The organism is Spirochaetae bacterium HGW-Spirochaetae-1 (genome assembly GCA_002839375.1).
In the GTDB taxonomy this organism is placed as follows: Bacteria; Spirochaetota; UBA4802; order UBA4802; family UBA5550; genus PGXY01.
Window position 1 is genome coordinate 285,948 of the sequence record PGXY01000009.1, and the last position, 17,658, is coordinate 303,605.

Below are 17,658 nucleotides of genomic sequence, written 5' to 3' on the forward strand. Positions count from 1 at the left end.
TAATATAATGTCATGGGTACGTGTATAGCCTATTGCATTGCCAAGACATTCAACTTTAATGATCTTCGCGATTATTTTATCGATAATTACCGTACAACCGTGTACCGTGATTGCATCCATGTCCTCAAAGATCCGGGAGAAGCCTTTATCTTTAGTTTCGGCGTCGTAGTGTTTTGGGGGCTCATGCACGACACGGCTCAGCGGCTTTTCGATGAGCTGGAACAGTTTTCAAACGATACCCACGGCGATGACATCATGGAGGAATTTTCCTTTTCGGAAGGAAACGAACAATTGCGGATTCATGAGGATCATCTCTATCTTACTACCGGCGATGTGCTGGAAAAGATCGCCTTATCCCACGGCCTGGCCCAGACGGTGAAACTGGCCGAACTGGAAATTATGGCCCAGGAAACCATTGAATCGACGCATCATATCCCCATCAATATAGCAAAAAAGGGAAAGACCCAGCTCAGTCGCAGGGAGATCGCCATGATGCGGGGGAAACTCTTTCTGGTTGAGACCGATATCAACCTCAATTTTGAGCTTCTGGATACGCCGGAATTTTTCTGGGAATTTCCCGAGGTGGAATATATTTATGAAACAACGGCAAAATATCTTGATGTCAAACCGCGCATTGAAATACTGAATAAAAAGCTCACTATAATACGTGAACTTCTCAACATGCTCGCCGATGAGATGAACCATAAACACTCGGCCATCCTGGAATGGATAATAATCTGGCTCATTGCCATCGAGATACTGCTGTTTCTCATAAATGAATATGGAAAATTTTTGAAATAGGGGAATGAAGCGACAGGCCGGCCCGATGAAACGAACCCTTGATATATCTCCACAGCCCGACGAAACCACGTGCGGTCCCACCTGCCTGCACGCACTCTATCAATATTACGGTGACAAGATTCCCCTGGGTCAGGTGGTGAGCGAGGTAAAGGCTCTGGATGAGGGAGGAACCCTGGCCGTCTTTCTGGGAATTCATGCCCTGCGTCGTGGATATACGGCGGAGATATATACTTTCAACCTGCATGTCTTTGATCCCACCTGGTTCGGTTCGTCCCATATCGACCTTGAGGAGCGCCTGCGTTCCCAGACAAAATACAAGAAGGACAAAAGGCTCACTGTGGCTACGCATGGGTATCTGGAATACCTACACATGGGGGGCGTGATCCGTTTCCACGATCTGAACATCGCCCTGATTAAAAATTATCTCTACAAGGGGTTTCCCATCATCGCGGGTCTCAGCGCGACCTACCTGTATAAGTCCATGAGGGAAATTGGAATCACCAACACCGATGACGACCTGAGAGGGGAGCCCTCGGGTCATTTTGTCGTTCTTATTCGTTATGATATTAATAAAAAGAGAATACTCCTGGCGGACCCCTATAAGCCCAATCCCTATTCCCATGACCAGTATTACTATATCAATGTGAACCGGATCATAAACTCGATTCTGCTCGGTGTCATCACCTATGATTCAAACCTGCTCATAATAAAACCAAAGGAGACGTAAAAGAATTTATCATGGCTAATTATATCGTCGTTAACTCGCGCAAAAGCTGGCAATTTAATATTCCCGGTGCGGAGGTTATTGAAGCGCGGGAATACTTTTTCAATGAACAATTCGTAAAAATGAAGGATGCCAAGATATTCAACCTGTGCAAATCGTACCGGTACCAGGCTACGGGATATTATGTTTCTCTCCTGGCCACGGCCCGCGGCCATCGGGCTTTTCCCGATATCAATACGATCCAGGATATGAAAGCGCCTATTGTGGTGCGGCTCCTGGCCGAGGACATGGAGAGCCTTATTCAGAGGTCATTTTCCCATATCCAGTCTGATAAATTTGTCCTGAGCATCTATTTTGGCAAAAATGTATCTAAACGCTACGATAAGCTGAGCATGAGTCTTTATAACGTGTTCCAGGCCCCCTTTCTCCGGGTCTTTTTCTCCCAGAAAAACAAAAAATGGAAGATTCAGAATATCCAGGTTATCTCGATTAATGACATACCTGAGGATCACCATAGCTATATTGTCGATTTTGCCACGCTTTATTTCTCGAGGCGGATAACGCACCGGAAGCGAAAAATGCCCGATCCCTATGATATGGCCATCCTGGTAGGTCCCGGTGAAGAGACGGCACCTTCGGACGAAAAGGCTCTGGAACGTTTTGTGTGGGCCGCGGACAAAGTCGGTTTTGACGTAGAGCTCATAGATAAGGATACGATCCACCGCATTGCCGAGTTTGACGCGCTCTTTATCCGTGAGCAGACCAGCGTCAATCACCATACCTTCAGGTTTTCACAGAGGGCCTGGGCCGAAGGTATTGTGGTCATCGATGATCCCGATTCCATAATCAAGTGCACGAATAAGGTCTATCTTTCGGAAATGCTGAATCATTACCACATTCCATCTCCTCATACGATCGTTTTGAACAGGGAAAGTGTTGACAAGGTCCCGGCCCAGATGGATTTTCCCGTCATACTCAAACAGCCCGACAGCGCCTATTCCCAGGGCGTCATGAAGGTCAATTCTCCCGAGGAATATTACCGGACCGCCGGGGTGCTTCTGGAAAAATCGGATCTCATCATCGCCCAGGAGTATATGAGGACCGATTATGACTGGCGCGTGGGGATCATCAACAGGAAGCCCCTGTACGTTTCGAAGTACTTTATGGCAGCGAATCACTGGCAGATCGTGAACTGGGCAACGGACGGAAAAGAGCGTCATGGGATGGGTGAGACCATGGCCGTGGAGGACGCACCGCGGCAGGTAGTGGAAACGGCCCTGCGGGCCGCCAATTATATCGGCGATAGTCTCTATGGCGTCGATCTCAAAGTGGTGAATAACAAGTGTTATGTAATTGAGATTAACGATAATCCCAGCATCGATTTCGGTATAGAGGACGCAGTCCTTAAGGATGAACTGTATATGAGAATAATGCAGGTCTTCATGAAGCGGGTGCAGAGCATGAAAGACAGGAGCTGGGAATGAGCCATGAGCAACTGCGCCTTTTTGATGGATTTGGCATTGAAGTCGAATATATGATCGTTCACCGGGAAACGCTGAAGGTCCTTCCCGTAACTGACTGGCTTCTGAAAGAGGTATCCGGCGCTTATAACAACGAAGTCGAAATGGGAGACCTTGGGTGGTCTAACGAGTTGGTGATGCACGTGGTGGAACTGAAGACCAGCGGGACCGTTCCAACTCTCGGGGGCCTCCATATTTCTTTTATGAAGGACATACGACGGATAAACGATCTCCTGGACGGGATAGAAGGGATGCTTATGCCCACGGGAATGCATCCGCTCATGGACCCCGCCAGGGAAACGGTTTTGTGGAAGCATGACAACAGTCCCATATACGACCGGTATAATGCCATATTCAACTGCAGCGGACATGGCTGGGCGAATCTGCAGAGTGTCCATATAAATCTTCCCTTCGGCAGCGATGATGAATTCGGACGGCTGCACGCGGCAATCCGTCTGGTGCTTCCCATGATACCGGCTATCGCAGCAAGCTCTCCCATCGTGGAAGGAAGGGTGACGGGTATGGCGGATTCCCGCCTGGAAGTATACCGTCATAACCAGAATAAAATCCCCGAGATTGCCGGTGATGTCATACCCGAGCAGGTATTTTCCAGGAAAGAATACGAGGATGTTATTTTCAGAAAAATATTTTCCGCCATTGCTCCCCACGATCCTGAGGGGATTCTCCGCTACGAGTGGCTCAACTCCCGGGGGTGCATAGCCCGTTTTGAACGTGACGCCATAGAAATACGCCTCATGGATGTTCAGGAAAGTCCTGTTATGGATTTGGCGGTTATATCCTTTATAGTCGCCATCATACGGGCCCTGGTAAACGGGGAAATGCTGTCGTATGATGAACAGAAAAAGATTCCCACGGTAATACTGAAAAACGTAATGGTGGAAGCAATCAGGGACGGGAGCCGTGCAGTGATGGGAGGCGGGTATCCTGAACTTTTTGGGTATGAACGGGAGAAATGTGATGCTGCCGCACTGCTGCGGTATCTGCTGGATCAGGAAACAGTGGCGAAATGGATTCCCGGGGAATACCGCGGCGGCATAGATATCATTCTGGAGCAGGGTACCCTGTCGGAGCGGATCGTGAGGGCCCTGAAGGGGCAGGCGTCACAATCATCAATCAGGGATGTCTATAGCGGGCTTGCGGAGTGTCTTCGGGTGGGAATGGCGTTTCTCCCGTGAAGCGAAAGATCATCATAACCTGCGAACACGGCGGGAACCATATTCCCCGCGCCTATCGCCGCTTTTTTAAAGAGAGCGTGACCCTGCTGGGCAGTCACCGCGGGTATGATGCCGGGGCTCTGGGCCTGGCGCGGCGCCTGGTTTCTGAAATCGAAGCAGAACTGTATCTTTCATCCGTATCACGTCTTCTCGTTGACCTGAACCGGTCACCGGGGAGTAGAAATCTTTTCAGTCATATTACACGCGGAATGGACCTCGTAACAAAGAAAAAAATACTGAATGATTATTATTTTCCCTATAGAAACGGGGTGGAATCAGTTGTGGCCCATGCCGTGAAAAAAAACATGCAAGTTCTGCATGTATCGGTGCATTCCTTCACTCCGGTTCTGGATGGCAGCGAAAGAACTGCCGATGTGGGCCTTCTGTATGATCCATCCCGCACCGGGGAAAAAAATTTCTGTGCACGATGGAGAGATGAAATTCTTTCGCAGTGTCCTGACCTTGTGGTTCGCAGTAATTATCCTTACAGGGGAACTACCGACGGAATGACTTCGTATCTCAGGAAAAAACATGACGGTGACCTGTACCGGGGGATAGAACTGGAAATGAACCAGAAGCACCTGGTGAACGCGTCGCGGTTTAATAATGATGTTACGCGAGGTGTTGTGCGGTCGTTGTGTTCCGTGCTTTGCGGAGCCAGGAGGTGATGCCCGGGCATAAAAAAGGGATGCCTTTCCTGCATTGGATTCCCGGCATCCCCTCATCAAGCCCGATTCTCTAATTTACCTTGATTTCAATTTTTTTCGGCTTTATTTCCTCTCTTTTAGGCAGCGTCAGTGTCAGCACCCCGTCTTTCATGTGGGCCGATATTGCCGCACTGCTGATGTCATTCCCCACGTTAAAACTTCTGTAGTAATCATAGAGCTCGTATTCTCCGTACCTGACATCGTCACGTTCCGTATCGACCGTCACTTTTCCCCGAAGTTCCAGCTTGTCGTTGTTCAGGGTGATATCGATATTTTCTTTTTGCACCGCCGGCATGTCGGCCTTTATAACGTATTCATTTTCCGTTTCGTAAATATCAACGGGCGGCACCATGATGTTTTCGTCACGGTTATAGTCATTTTTCATTATTTTTCTTCCTTCCAGTGTCATAGTCTCACCTCCATTCTCAATGAATTTCTATGCGCCGTGGTTTTGCTTCATCGCTCTTTTCCAGAGATACGGTTAAAATCCCGTTCTCCAGAGATGCCCGAACAGAATCAGTTTTTACGCCAAATGGCAGCCTGACTGATTTCTTGAAGCTCCCGAAATCACGCTCTTTTCTCATGTAGGGTTTGTCAGCATAATCACTTTTCCGTTCTCCCTGAATGAGGAGGTTGTTGTTTGCCAGCTCAATGGAAAGATCCCCGGCCGCCACGCCGGGAACCACGGCCCTGACGGTTATGGTATCTCCTTTTTCATAGAGATTGATGAGCGGATATTCCATTCTTTTGTTCGTATCCGCCGGCATATCCCTGAAATAACGGTCCACTATGTCCCGAAGTTTTACGGCTTCGTCAAAAATATCATAGGTGTAAAACATGGCTTGTCCTCCTTGTGTTGTTATCAATGAACATCGATAGTAATTTTTCTCGGCTGAGCCGATTCATCCCTGGGAATCGTCACGGACAGGACGCCGTTTTTGAAGGCTGCTTTTATCCTGTCGGGACTTACACCCTCGGGAAGAGAAATGGACCGGCTAAAAGATCCGAAGCGTCGTTCCGAAATGGTATAACGCTTATCCTTTTCCTCTTTCTCGAGTTTTTTCTCACCGGCAATGGTGAGTACATTGTTCTCCAGTGTTACATCCAGGTCCTTTTCATCGATACCGGGAATTTCCGCCTTTACCGTAATGGCTTTGGCGTCTTCCTGGACATCCAATTGAGGAAGCCAGTCGGAATCGAAGAGTCCCGTGGGCCTGAATGAGAAAAACTGATCGAAAACCCGGTCAAGATCCCTCTGAAGGGAATCCACACTGGTTCCGGATTTTTCATTGCGATGAGTTAATCCCCATTTCATGACAGACCTCCTTATATTGTTTAGATAACTGTTAGCACTCTATTGAGATGAGTGCTAGTTTTTCTGATATTAATTTATAAAATGTTTTAAAAATCGGCAAGAGGAGAGTGCGAATTTTTTTAATTTTTTTTAAAAGTTACTCTGAGCAACCTCCTTGCTCAGAGTAACTTTCTGATATAAGCAGGGAAGTGCTCGTTTGAGTGCCTTAATGGGTCGGAGGAAAGTTATTTTGGCTCGGCAGGTATTTCTTTTGAGCAGTTAATGGTAATGCGATGTGTGTGACCGTTGGTAGAACTGGAAACGAGTTGAATACCCCGGTTCATCTCCAACTCGCGGAAAAATCCGCCATTGATAAAAATAGCGTGACTGTGGTCGCTTTCGCCTCTTATTTCATAACTTTCAGGGCCTTTTTTCATGATATCATCATGGATGGCATGGCCATGATTAGAGCATATGGTGATCACAAGGCCCTGGGAACAGTCACCCCCCTTTTCCACATCGGGACAGCCCGGACAGTCGATTCTCATGGTCTCCTTTTTCCCGCATGCCATGGGCATAAGGGCAAGTCCTGTGATCATGAGCATGGCAGGAATGGCTAAATAGATAAGGGAATGTTTTTTCATTGCAACACCGGTTTGTCTGGATAATTTTGTGTATAATGCATAGTACCACGCGATGATGTGGTTTTCAATAAAAATTTATTAAAATTGTTAATCGGCATGGCAGGCCTTTTCACTGTCCATATGACGCTGCGAAGGCAATCCGTTTTTTGATGGACGGGTGACTGTAGAGGAAAAATTCCACGGCCTTGTGAGGATCAGGATCAGCAAGGTTCATCTTTGCCAGTTTTTCCATGGATGAAATGAAGGCCGGCCGGTCTCCCGTGGCATCAAGGGCGAATGAATCGGCCTGAACCTCGTATCGGCGGGAGATGAAGTTTGTCAGGGGCATCATCACCAGGCCCGCCAGGGTAAGGTAGAAGAGGAGAATAGGGATGGCCGCTATATCGTCGATACTGCCGTATCCAAGATTTAACGCGGTATGGGAGTAGGCCATGCCGCACAGATATAAAGTGGCGAAGATGATGATAGTGCTCTGCATGATGTTTTTCACTATATGGCGGCGTTTGTAGTGTCCCATTTCATGGGCGAATATCACGGCAATTTCGTCGGGGGTGAAGTCCTTAATGAGTGTATCGCTCAGGATTATCCTCTTGCTTTTCCCTATGCCGGTAAATCCCGCATTGGCCTTTTTCGTATCCCGGCTCATATTGAAGGAATATATGCCTTTTATGGGTATATGGTATGCACTCAGCAGAGCAGTGATGCGGTCCTTCACTTCGCCGTTTTCCAGCTCTCTGAATTTATAGAAGAGGGGGAGGATTATTACCGGCGCGACGCGGGCCAGAAAGACCGAGATGAAGAAAATAAAAAGGCTGAAATAGAACCACCAGAGCTCGCCGGTGCTTTTCAGAAAAAAATAGAAGGCCAGGGCAACGGGTACGCCGACGGCAAGACCTACGGCCGTTGATTTGCCTTTCTCAAGGAGCCACCGCGGGATTGACTGGTTCGACAGGTTGAACCGGTGTTCCAGCAGGTATCCGCCGTAGAATTCCATGGGGAATCCCAGGGCCGAAAGGGCCATGCCAAGGATGGCGCTGAAGGCCAGAAACTGCAGGTACGGGTTCTCCGTGAAGGGGCTTATGAGAGACATGAGCCATCCCGTGACGCCGCTGAAGGCGATGAGGGAGATAAGTGCGATATCCAGGATAATCCCCGCGATGGAGAGCCTGATTTTAATCCTGTTATATTCCTTCTGGTCCCGATCCCGGGAGGTTGTTTCATCAGCAGTCTGAATGTTCGTTTCGGTCATGATCTCTCTGTATCTCCTCATGTTTTTTTAAACAGTGAGACCATTTGATACGACCCATGTTTTTAAAAGCAACCAAATTACAGGGAAGCAGGGATTCCCGGAGGAAATGATGTTGTGGCAGGTGGGATATGAAGATTTCACAACACGACAGTTTAACTGTCCATGGAGAAATTATCATCCCCTCCGCTCCTGTGATTTTTCATCTTCAGGTCACCGCCGCAGCTGGGGCAGCTCTCAATATCTTCCCGGACTGGATAATCATTGCCGCAGTAGGGGCATTGTTTGACCCGCAGCCCGGCCTGGAAATCGCTGAATATATAGAGTTCCCTGGCACCCTCGGTCCTTTTCTCCGCCAGGCCGCTGACCACCATCTGTTCGATCTGGAAACGGACCGTCGCGGAATCGCCCAGATTCGCAATGATCACATCGCTGGTAAGTTCGCCGTTTCCCAACCGTGCCAGACGAAGTATGGCGGCCCGGATGCCTCCCGGGGTCAGGGCGAGCCCCCGGAGAAAGAGCCGGACCCCGATGAAGAGAAAAGGTATTCCGCCTGCACATAGTGCGATGCCGGCAATGATTCTCGACTGGAGTCCGGTCGCTGCAATGATAAAGAGAAGCCCCAGTCCCGTGAGCAAGATACCTGCCAGTGATAGGAATGCTCCGGTAAAAAGTTGTATGTTCATTACCATTGCTCCTTGGTGCGTTTGTTCAATTCATCGCCCATGAGCGTGAAGAAGGATTCAATCCTTTTATTGGTAAAAGCTGTTTCGGTGATCTCCTTGAGCGGTGCTGAAAAATCTGCGGGATGAATATTGATGAAATCAGTTTTTATCCCCTCATTGAGTTTTTTGATCTGCAGGGCGAACTCACTGGAACCAGGCGGTATGTTGATTTTCAGTTTTGGCAGGGTCGAGTAGGTATCCTGAGATTTTTTTACATTCTTTACGCTGGATCTGAACTGTTTGACACCGTCATTCATCCCCTTCATGAGGGCGATGAGGGAAACGGTCTCCTTTATGCCGCTCTGAAGGCTGTTGAAAACATCATTCAGTTCTCCAGTCTCCATGAGACTTCCCGTTATGTCGGGCCTGTCGCGGCTGAAACGTTCTCCGCAGTAACGGCAGAAGAACCGGTTCTCGGTGTTGTCCGATTTGCACCGCCGGCATTTTTTCGGTTTTTCCGTATTGTCCTGTGCGATGAGAAAATCTTCATGGCCCCTGAGACTGTTCAGTACGCCGAGAAAGGCCGCCTTGTTTATCAGCTCCTCGCGGTTGCTCTCAAGGTATGCCAGTTTTTCCTCGGCGAGGGACAGCTCGGTCTGAAGATCGCTCCAGCGGTCACCGATCCCCTCATTTTCTTTGTTCATCACGGCATAATCCTTCTGCCATTCCTTGCGCACTGATTCGATTGCTTCAACGAGATCTGTCCGTTTTGCCATGAGTGCATCCTTGTCCCTCTGGATCTTCCTCATTCTCAGGATGTTTATAATGAAGCCGAAACCGGTGTTGAGTTCATCTATCTGCCTGTTATAGGCCTCGATGGAGGCGGACAGCTCTTCTATTTTCTTTTTGAGTTTTTCCTCACGCGTATCGAGACTGGTGTTGTCTTTTACCAGTTTCTCAATATGCCGTATCCGTTCACTGTCCTTTTTTTTCAGTTCTTCTTTCAGGCCATCACGCTTTGTTTTAAGTGCCGCCAGTTCGCCGATAAATATTTTCTCCTGAGGAGGAAACTCTTTTTCAAAAAGCCGGGATACCTCCGATGGGAAGCCGTTCCTGTCCCTGAAGAAACTTTCCTGAAGCAGGGATATCTCGTCGGTTCGTACGGCCGTTACATTGTTGAAATTGACGTTGAAATATTCCTGGATTTTACCGACTTTCCTGCCTATATCGTCGAGAATGGCCGATGTATCGTCGAGAAATGATACCATGTCAGCAAGCGTTCCCATATCACTGCCTCCCGGGATTCAGTATCCCCTGTATGCCTTTTGATTTTACACGCGCCTGCTTTTCCAGGCGCCACAGCAGATTTTTTATTTTTGGGCTGCGGTTTTGTTTCATTTCTATCTCGTGGAAGGAACCGGCGTGCTCCCAGTACAGAGGGCATCCCCCACCGCAGAGCTTTTCCAGATCGCATCCACGGCATGCCGGTGGGACATAGCGTTTTTCCCGCCAGTACAGGGCCTGGTCTGAGTTCCATATCTTTTGAAAATTCTGTGTCAGAAGGTTTCCTATACCGCGGTCGAAGCTGGAACAGGGGAGGACTTCTCCGGCGGGATTTACGGAAAGAAGACCAGAGACACAGGCACAGGATTTTGATCCCAGGCCGTGGTCAAGGGGATTGAAGACGCAGTAGGGAGTGGGCGAGTACCACACAAAACGGATTCCCAGGATCTCGCAGTAATCGAGAAGAGGTTTCAGGATATTTTCAATGCCGGAGTAACCGATTCCCGTGTTGTCGTTGTCGCGGGCGATTCCCGTGGCTATGATCATGTTCATGGACAGATAATCGGCGTTGAATTCCTCACGGACGAAGCGGGCCAGGGGCATGAGGTGGCTGCTGTTTTTACGGCAGATAGTGGTATTGGTATGGGTGTGGATGCCCGACGATTTCAGATTTATGATGCCCTGCACGCAGTCCCTGAAGGCATTGCTGTTTCCCGTGATTTCATTATGCAGTGATTCGTCGTGGGATTCCAGGCTGACCTGTGCGGACTTGAGACCGGCCCGGGCAAGTTCTCCGACGAAATACATGTCGGCGCATCGGATGCCGTTGGTGATGAGATTCGTTCTCATGCCCAGGCTGTGAGCGTAGTGTACCAGCTCCGGAAGATCGTCACGCAGGGTCGGTTCTCCGCCGGTAAAAGAGATGGTTGGGACATGAGCATCGCGGTGAATTATTTTGATCACGGTGCGAACTTCTTCCGTGGTCATTTCAGCCATCTCGTTTCCCCGGTAGGGACTCGATGCATAACAGAAGTCGCACCGGTTCTGGCACCGGTAGGTCAGGGCTATTTCGGACAGCACGGGAAAGAGTATGGTCTGCGGGTTAAAGGGGATCTCCTCCACCATGGATAGTCCACCATAGTTGTCCTGCATGATGCCCCTGATATTTTGCACCAGGGTGATGATATCGGATAGCAGTATATCAGCGGACTTTTCATATTTTTCCGACAGGATGGTGACTGTTTCATTGACTGTCCTGTTTTTCCCATATAGTAAATCGAGCATTTCATAGGCCGTATCATTGACATGCTGTATTTTGTTTGGGCGGATGATGAGAAGACGGTCTTCACGGCGCAGATACAGAACGTCCCGTGTGGACCGGATAAAATCATCTATGGAGTCAATGCGTTCTTTCACAACGGGCCTCAGAAGCTCGACACGCATGCCGAGTGGCATGCCGAGTGGCAGGCTGAATGAACGCACGCCGAGTGGCATGCCGAGTGGCAGGCTGAATGAACACATGCCGAGTGGCATGCCGAATGACAGGCCGAGTGGCAGGCATCATAGCTGAAGGACGAGATATTTGCCGTAAAGGCCGCTGCCTGTTCCTGCACGGTTTTCAGGTCGGGAGTTGAAAAGAGGTTTTCTATTTTTTCAACGATTTTCCCTGAAACGCCTTCTACCTGTTCAACGATGCCGCCGGCAAAGTCACGGATGCCGTCTGAGTATGGTTCGGCCTGCTTTGATATTTTTTCAAAGAAATATCCCGCAGCTCCCTTGTCAGTATCAGAATGGATTTTCTCAAGGAAGGAACGTGCCTGAGTTTCAAATCGGTCGTTAAGGAGAAGCCAAGAATGGTTCTCTTCGAAATAGCGCTTCTGGGAATCGTAGTCCTTCATGGAGGAAAAATCGTGCCAGTGCCGATCCACTTTACCAATGTAGCTTTCGGCTGTTTTGCCGATGTCGGCCTTCCAGACCTTTCCCTGGAGGGAACGAGACACTGATTTCAGGATGAGGGGGATCTTGTTTTTCCCCAGGGTACCGTCTTCGGCTATGGATTCCAGGAAGAGTTTTTCATAGGTTTCAAGGCCTTCCATTTCCCTGTCCAGTATGGTCACCTGGAGGGGATTGCGGTTAATGATATCAATGACTTTTTTACCGAAAAGAGACATGACTATGAGGTTGATGGCCCTGGACGGTTTATTAAGAAAAACTGCTGTTTCAACGGCGTTCAGGTCTCCCACGGTCTCATTGGTCCTGAAGGTTTCGATCTGAATTTCCGGTGCAATGTATTCCGGTTTTTTTTCCAGGAGTTTTTTTACGGCGGGGTGAAAGGATGCGAGCCTGAGCAGCAGGGCAAGGACCGCAGATATCAGATAGTAGGTTATCCTGAAAGGAACCAGGACTGAATTAAAGCTGAAGATATATCCCGAATTCAAGCTGAATTTCTTTTTACCTCCCGGGAAGAAAATCTTATTGAAGAGATCCAGCTTGGCAAAGGCATCGATGACGGTTATCACGATACCGGCTGATATTATTTCAGATCCCAGGAATATAAAATTGAACAGGTACATTATCAGAATGTAGAAAATAAGGCTGCCGAGAAGATCGGTTATATACCCTGTATCAACTCCTGAAAGTTTCATCCCGAGAGTGTCGTTGGCGATGGTTCGTACTTTGAACCAGGGAGAGGCAATGATTTTGTCAGGGCTTATTTTAAGGGTCATGGGAAATGCCGGGATATCATTGCGATTCCACCTGGAAGACTGGGCCATGACGGTGATATAGGGATAATATCTTTTGATGTTATTTTTATCCATGAAAAAATCTCCGTCCTGCCGGTATCTCCTTATGAAGGAAAGGTTTTCGAACATGCCGGCGCCGGCCTCGGGAATGATGAAAGGGAGTTTTTCATCATTGAGTTTTATTTCAACGAGCTCGTTCTGAAAAGCTCCCTGGTAAGGCATAACGAAGCGCATGCGTAGAAACGGGAAGGATTCCGGGAAGGTGACGCCGTACCAGGAATACAGGGCGTTGAAATATTCATTAAAGAGTTCGGCATCGGGAGAAAGTCTTATCATGCGAGATATGGCGAGACGGATTTTAATTATATCTCCTCGTGCCGTCTTGTTGCCAAGGATAATGTCATAGGCGAATTCATCGGCGGTATTATCGGGATTAACGCTCTTCCTGAGTTTCGCCGGTACCGTGTTCCCGTTAACCTGGACCAGGGTCTTCTCGATCATGCTGTAGAAGGCATCCCTTGGCATCCGGATTATTTTTCTCAAAATGTTTCTCTTCCCCTCCTCGGTAACGAGGAGGTCGAAGGTTCCGGTTTCAGCCATAACAATACTGTCATCGGACTTATTCTCCAGCATGATGTCGATGAGAACATTGCGTATACGGTAGACCCCCTCTTCTGTAAGGTCTGCGGCGGTCAGTTCCTCGAGAGTGTAGTCGCCTCCCTCGGCTCCGGCATCGACATATTTATAGGGCAGGTAAAATTTTACTTCGTCTTTCTCGTTGGCTGTAAGAGAACTTTTTTCAGTATGAAGGGAAAGATAGTTTTTCCCCTTCCAGGGTGTGGGAAAAAAAATCCAGCGGTCATGGCGTTTTATTGAATCGGGATCCGTCACTACGCCGGAACGATTCACCAGATCGTCCCTGATCATTTCGGCTTTTTTATAAGCGGCGGGAATTTCCACGGGAAGCACTACCTGGATTGTCTGTTTTTTTATCGGAAGGTTCCACTGAACAGGAGGCCACCAGAAGGCGCCGTAGGTCCGATCATTGAAGGTTGTCTTCTCGAAGACCGGACGATCTACACGGTATCGCATGTTTATGGTGTACGTTTTTCCCGGCTCCGTTTGTATATTGAAGACAGCAGAATAGAATTGGTTTCCCTTGTATTCCATGGTCACCTGAAATTTTCTGTTGCCCGCGGTGCCCCAGGCTTCGATGAACTGCATGGGCTCAATGAACTGCCCGATGGTCCTGATGCGGTCCCGTCCTTCATGTTCCGTGAAGGTCAGGGTATAGAGAATTTCGCACTTGCCGTCTTTTATTATAGTAATATGATAACGCGTTTCTTCCAGGGTAACCGGCGCAGCCGTGATGACTGTGCTGATGAAGAGTAATATGAGAATGAAGGGAAGAATCAACGGTAAGAGACGATTTCCTTTTTTATTCATGGCACGTGTCCTCAGCTTTTAATTTGCCGGAAGAAAACCTGAACAATCAACTGGTGATTGTGTGAATGGATTAAGCAAAAGGGTATGCCATGTTTTTTAAAAAGTCAAGATAATACCGGGAAAAAAATTGAATTGACCCTGCCTTTATTTCATGCTTAAATATATTGCATAGTATAGCGGTAATGTGCGAAATATCATCTATCAGGAGATGTGTCATGAAAAAAATTGCCCTTATTTTATTAGCCCTCATTGTTGTCACTGCGGGGTGCAAGAAATCTGTTGAGTCTGAAAAAAAGGCCTGGGAAAGCAATCTTAAAAAAATTGATTCGCTGGCCATGGAATTCCCTTCCTATGCGACAATTCTGAAGGATCAGGTTAAAAAAGCCGAACCCGTGATGAAGGCTGCCGAGATCCTCACCGATGAAGAAGCAAAGATCAAGAAGATTAGTGAAGCCAACGGTATAATTAATGCCCTCTTTGTCAGAAACCTGGATAACCTGAGGAGCCTGAAACAGTCCATTCGCAGCAAGATCATAGAAGTTCGGGGACTGCGCCTTGAGTATAGCGAGCGATACAGCGCAGACAGGGCCATTGCCGATGCAGAGACGACAATTCAGAAGGCTGAGGAGCGTCTTAAGACCGCTGTCAATAATGCAGCCGAAGGTGAAGCCCTCAGCGACCTGGTGACCCGTGACCTGAAATATGCCGTGAACAGCCTGGAAAGCGTTATAAAAATGGTGAGGGACCGGGAGCGTGAGGCCCAGAGAAAGATCGATGAGCAGAAAAAGATTGAGGATCAGGGCAAGACATCAAATAATATTAATTCCGGTGGAACCACGGGGAACACGATACCGCAACCTGCCGATATCAAGTGCTCCTACTGCGGAACGATAAACCCGGCGGGGAGTAAGAATTGTAAGGGATGCGGCGCCGCATTTTAGAGAGTAGATTGGGCACCCCGGTGGAGGCGATGAGACGCCTTTACCCGGGGTGAGGAGCTGTTTGCTCGGTAAGCAATCCCCATTCAGCCAGATTTCTGCGGAGCCTGCCGCCCACGGAAGACCCTTCCCTGAAAAATACGGCCGGGTTCCCGATCGGGGCATCGATATCAAACCATTCACCCTTCGACGTGAAGGCCTTCCCGCTCCAGAGATGGCGCCATTTTCCCGCCGGCAGGTATACCCACACTTTCGTTTCTCCTTTCTCTGTCACGGGCGCCATGAGGAGTTCGCTCCCTATCATGAAACACTCATAGCGCAGGTCGGCTACATTGTTATCATGAGGATATTCCAGATATAAATGGCGTATAACGGGCAAGCCGGTTTGTGAGGCTTTCTCTACGAGTTCCTTACGATAAAATCCCCAGGCCTCATATACTTTAGCGAAACGGCTGAAATGCTGCAGGGTCTCATCGTCATTGTAGAACTGGAAATTCTCATCGGGCCGGTTTCCTTCGTGTGTACGGAAAACGGGACTGAAGGCGTTCAGCTCGATCCACCGCAGCAGCAGTTCCTTCTCGCGCAGGTATTTTAGCACGGGACTCGTGAGGGCCGTGTAGCCGCCGATATCGCTGTGCTGGAGGGAGTAGCCGGAAAAGCCCGATGAAAGCATGCCGATGACGGCCGATTTGATGCCGTCATATTCATCCCAGGTGACCATCTGGTCTCCCAGCCAGAAGAGGGTGGACCAGGCCGGGCTTTTCGTGTATCCTGACCGGGAGAAAAAGAGATATTCCCGGGAGCCCGGCAGGGAATCAATAACTTCTCGGTTGAGCCTGGCCCAAAGCTCGGGGTACCGGTTGTGGAGATCGGCGGCTTTTTCACCGGAAAAGAGCATGGCGTCCCAGGGAAGGGCCTCGGCGAAATCGGCCATCCATCCCCGCATGCCCGTTCCTGCCATTTCAGTGCGGATGATATTTTTCATCCACTCCACCGCTTTAGGGTTTGTAAGATCGAGAAGAATAGCGGAAAAGTCCGTGTTGGGAATGAGATAGGGCTTCCCGTCGGGGGTTCTGACCATGTATCCATGTTCAATCGCTTCCCGGTAAAGATTCCTGCCGCGTTCGGGCGCATCTTTTGTGTCCACGAGAAAGGGGTTGATATAGCCCAGGATGGGAATATCAAGCTTCTTAAAATCTTCATGAAGCATGGGCCAGTTGGGATAGCGCTTTTTATCGAGCTGCCAGTTCCACCATAGCTGTTTGCCGAAGCTGGTTTTTCTCTGGCCCTCCCAGTCCTGGAGCCAGAAGGCCGCGATGGGTGTATTGATTTCTTTCAGTTTTTCATAAATGGCCCGGACCTTTTCCGTGCCTCCCTGTATGCCGATGATGGCGCCGCGATGAACCCATTCCGGCAGGGAGCGCATTCGTCCCGTAAGATTCGTATAACGGGCAATGAGATCACGGGGAGTGTCTGCTTCGATGATAGTGCCGCGCATGTTTTTTGTGAAGGCCGTAATCTGGATTCTTTCATCATAGCGCATGTCAAAGGCGCTGTATGAGCCTGTATCCAGGTGCAGGGAACGCAGGTCGCTGCTGAAAAGATGCGGCACTGCCGCATAGCTCGTGTACCAATTTCCTCCGGCCTTTGCCACCAGATTTACAATGGCCGTAAGGGGCTGCCTGCCGCGGCCGATGCCCTGTTCCATGACCAGTATGGGAAGGTATCGCCCCTTCATGTTTATTTGTGTGAACTGGACGCCGAAACCGAAGAGCTTTTCGTCTTTATGGCTTTTCAGTGTAAGATAGCTCCGGTTGACGGTACCGCCGGGAAAATCGAGGCTGAAACGGATGGAATGATTGTCGGCTTCGGAAAAGCGTAGTATATAGCCAATGGAAGAGCCGGTGTCTTCATCGGTAAGAGTACCTTCGAGGATAAAATCGCCGCTATCGGTCCGGTACAGGGCATCCAGCATTTGCCGGCTGAATACCTGTATGATCGTATCGCGAAGGAAAAAGGAGCCTCGCGATTCCTCAACGTTCTCTCGTCCCAGCGCCCCGGCCACAAAACTTTTTCCCGGTTCATTTTCAAAGAGGATATGAACGGGATTGCGGCGCGATAATATCTTCAGGTTACCGTGGTCCCATGTCAGGATAAAATTCCTGTTTTCCAGCCGCATGGCATGTGCTGGTCCGGTCAGATTACCCAGGACCGGCCGCAGACGGTACCATTCAGCGGCCATATTGAACACGGCGTAGGAAAGCAGTAAAACCGGTATGAGTGCTGTAATGACGAGGGCGATCTTTTTTTTATTCATGATGGTGCCTTTTCCCTTTATCATATTGTGTCAGCTGTTATTGTAGCGCGAATGAATAGTAATAAATTACCCGTGGTGTTCTTTATATATGAT

At 49.0% G+C, this 17,658-nt stretch carries 16 protein-coding genes; 6 read left to right on the top strand and 10 right to left on the bottom strand.

Annotated elements, in window-relative coordinates:
* The first annotated feature begins 12 nt into the window (after positions 1-12).
* Genes CVV44_18635 through CVV44_18655 form a run of 5 tightly spaced genes read left to right on the top strand, consistent with a single transcriptional unit; the run spans position 13 to position 4,948 of the window.
* Positions 13-801, top strand: a complete 789-nt coding sequence (locus CVV44_18635; GenBank protein ID PKL36233.1) for a sad1-interacting factor 2 — start codon at positions 13-15, stop codon at positions 799-801.
* A 25-nt stretch (positions 802-826) separates the two neighbouring features.
* On the top strand, positions 827-1,528 hold the full coding sequence (locus CVV44_18640; protein PKL36234.1) for a hypothetical protein: 702 nt from the start codon (positions 827-829) through the stop codon (positions 1,526-1,528).
* 11 nt (positions 1,529-1,539) lie between these two features.
* On the top strand, positions 1,540-3,009 hold the full coding sequence (locus tag CVV44_18645) for a RimK family alpha-L-glutamate ligase (GenBank protein ID PKL36235.1): 1,470 nt from the start codon (positions 1,540-1,542) through the stop codon (positions 3,007-3,009).
* Positions 3,006-4,241, top strand: a complete 1,236-nt coding sequence (locus CVV44_18650) for a glutamate--cysteine ligase (protein ID PKL36236.1) — start codon at positions 3,006-3,008, stop codon at positions 4,239-4,241. Before CVV44_18645 ends, CVV44_18650 begins: the two co-directional genes overlap by 4 nt.
* Positions 4,208-4,948, top strand: coding sequence for an N-formylglutamate amidohydrolase (locus CVV44_18655; GenBank protein PKL36237.1), 741 nt, complete (start codon positions 4,208-4,210; stop codon positions 4,946-4,948). The genes CVV44_18650 and CVV44_18655 overlap by 34 nt, the downstream gene beginning before the upstream one ends.
* Before the next feature lie 70 nt (positions 4,949-5,018).
* Here the strand turns inward: CVV44_18655 and CVV44_18660 are convergent, their stop codons facing one another.
* From CVV44_18660 to CVV44_18700, 9 genes are all read right to left on the bottom strand, one after another.
* Positions 5,019-5,339: a heat-shock protein SP21 gene (locus CVV44_18660; protein ID PKL36277.1), complete on the bottom strand. Its 321-nt coding sequence runs from the start codon at positions 5,337-5,339 to the stop codon at positions 5,019-5,021.
* Positions 5,340-5,412: 73 nt separating this feature from the next.
* Positions 5,413-5,826 (bottom strand): hypothetical protein, encoded by a 414-nt coding sequence (locus CVV44_18665; protein PKL36238.1) that lies wholly within the window; start codon positions 5,824-5,826, stop codon positions 5,413-5,415.
* Between the two features lie 23 nt (positions 5,827-5,849).
* Entirely contained in the window at positions 5,850-6,302 is a 453-nt protein-coding gene (locus CVV44_18670; GenBank protein ID PKL36239.1) for a hypothetical protein, read from the bottom strand.
* A gap of 224 nt (positions 6,303-6,526) precedes the next feature.
* Positions 6,527-6,925, bottom strand: a complete 399-nt coding sequence (locus CVV44_18675) for a hypothetical protein (GenBank protein PKL36240.1) — start codon at positions 6,923-6,925, stop codon at positions 6,527-6,529.
* A gap of 109 nt (positions 6,926-7,034) precedes the next feature.
* Positions 7,035-8,195 carry a peptidase gene (locus CVV44_18680; GenBank protein ID PKL36241.1) on the bottom strand — a complete coding sequence of 387 codons (1,161 nt, stop codon included), beginning with the start codon at positions 8,193-8,195 and terminating at the stop codon, positions 7,035-7,037.
* A 131-nt stretch (positions 8,196-8,326) separates the two neighbouring features.
* Entirely contained in the window at positions 8,327-8,857 is a 531-nt protein-coding gene (locus CVV44_18685; GenBank protein PKL36242.1) for a hypothetical protein, read from the bottom strand.
* Positions 8,857-10,122, bottom strand: a complete 1,266-nt coding sequence (locus CVV44_18690; protein PKL36243.1) for a hypothetical protein — start codon at positions 10,120-10,122, stop codon at positions 8,857-8,859. Before CVV44_18690 ends, CVV44_18685 begins: the two co-directional genes overlap by 1 nt.
* A 1-nt stretch (position 10,123) precedes the next feature.
* A complete protein-coding gene (locus tag CVV44_18695; protein ID PKL36244.1) occupies positions 10,124-11,653 on the bottom strand; it encodes a hypothetical protein in 1,530 nt (509 codons plus the stop codon).
* Positions 11,545-11,742, bottom strand: a complete 198-nt coding sequence (locus CVV44_18700; protein PKL36278.1) for a hypothetical protein — start codon at positions 11,740-11,742, stop codon at positions 11,545-11,547. The genes CVV44_18695 and CVV44_18700 overlap by 109 nt, the downstream gene beginning before the upstream one ends.
* Positions 11,743-14,525: 2,783 nt before the next feature.
* On the opposite strand from CVV44_18700, the gene CVV44_18705 reads away from it, so the two are divergent.
* Positions 14,526-15,251, top strand: coding sequence for a hypothetical protein (locus CVV44_18705; protein ID PKL36245.1), 726 nt, complete (start codon positions 14,526-14,528; stop codon positions 15,249-15,251).
* A 40-nt stretch (positions 15,252-15,291) separates the two neighbouring features.
* On the opposite strand, the gene CVV44_18710 is transcribed toward CVV44_18705, so the two are convergent.
* Positions 15,292-17,589, bottom strand: coding sequence for an alpha-glucosidase (locus CVV44_18710; GenBank protein PKL36246.1), 2,298 nt, complete (start codon positions 17,587-17,589; stop codon positions 15,292-15,294).
* Positions 17,590-17,658: the final 69 nt, after the last annotated feature.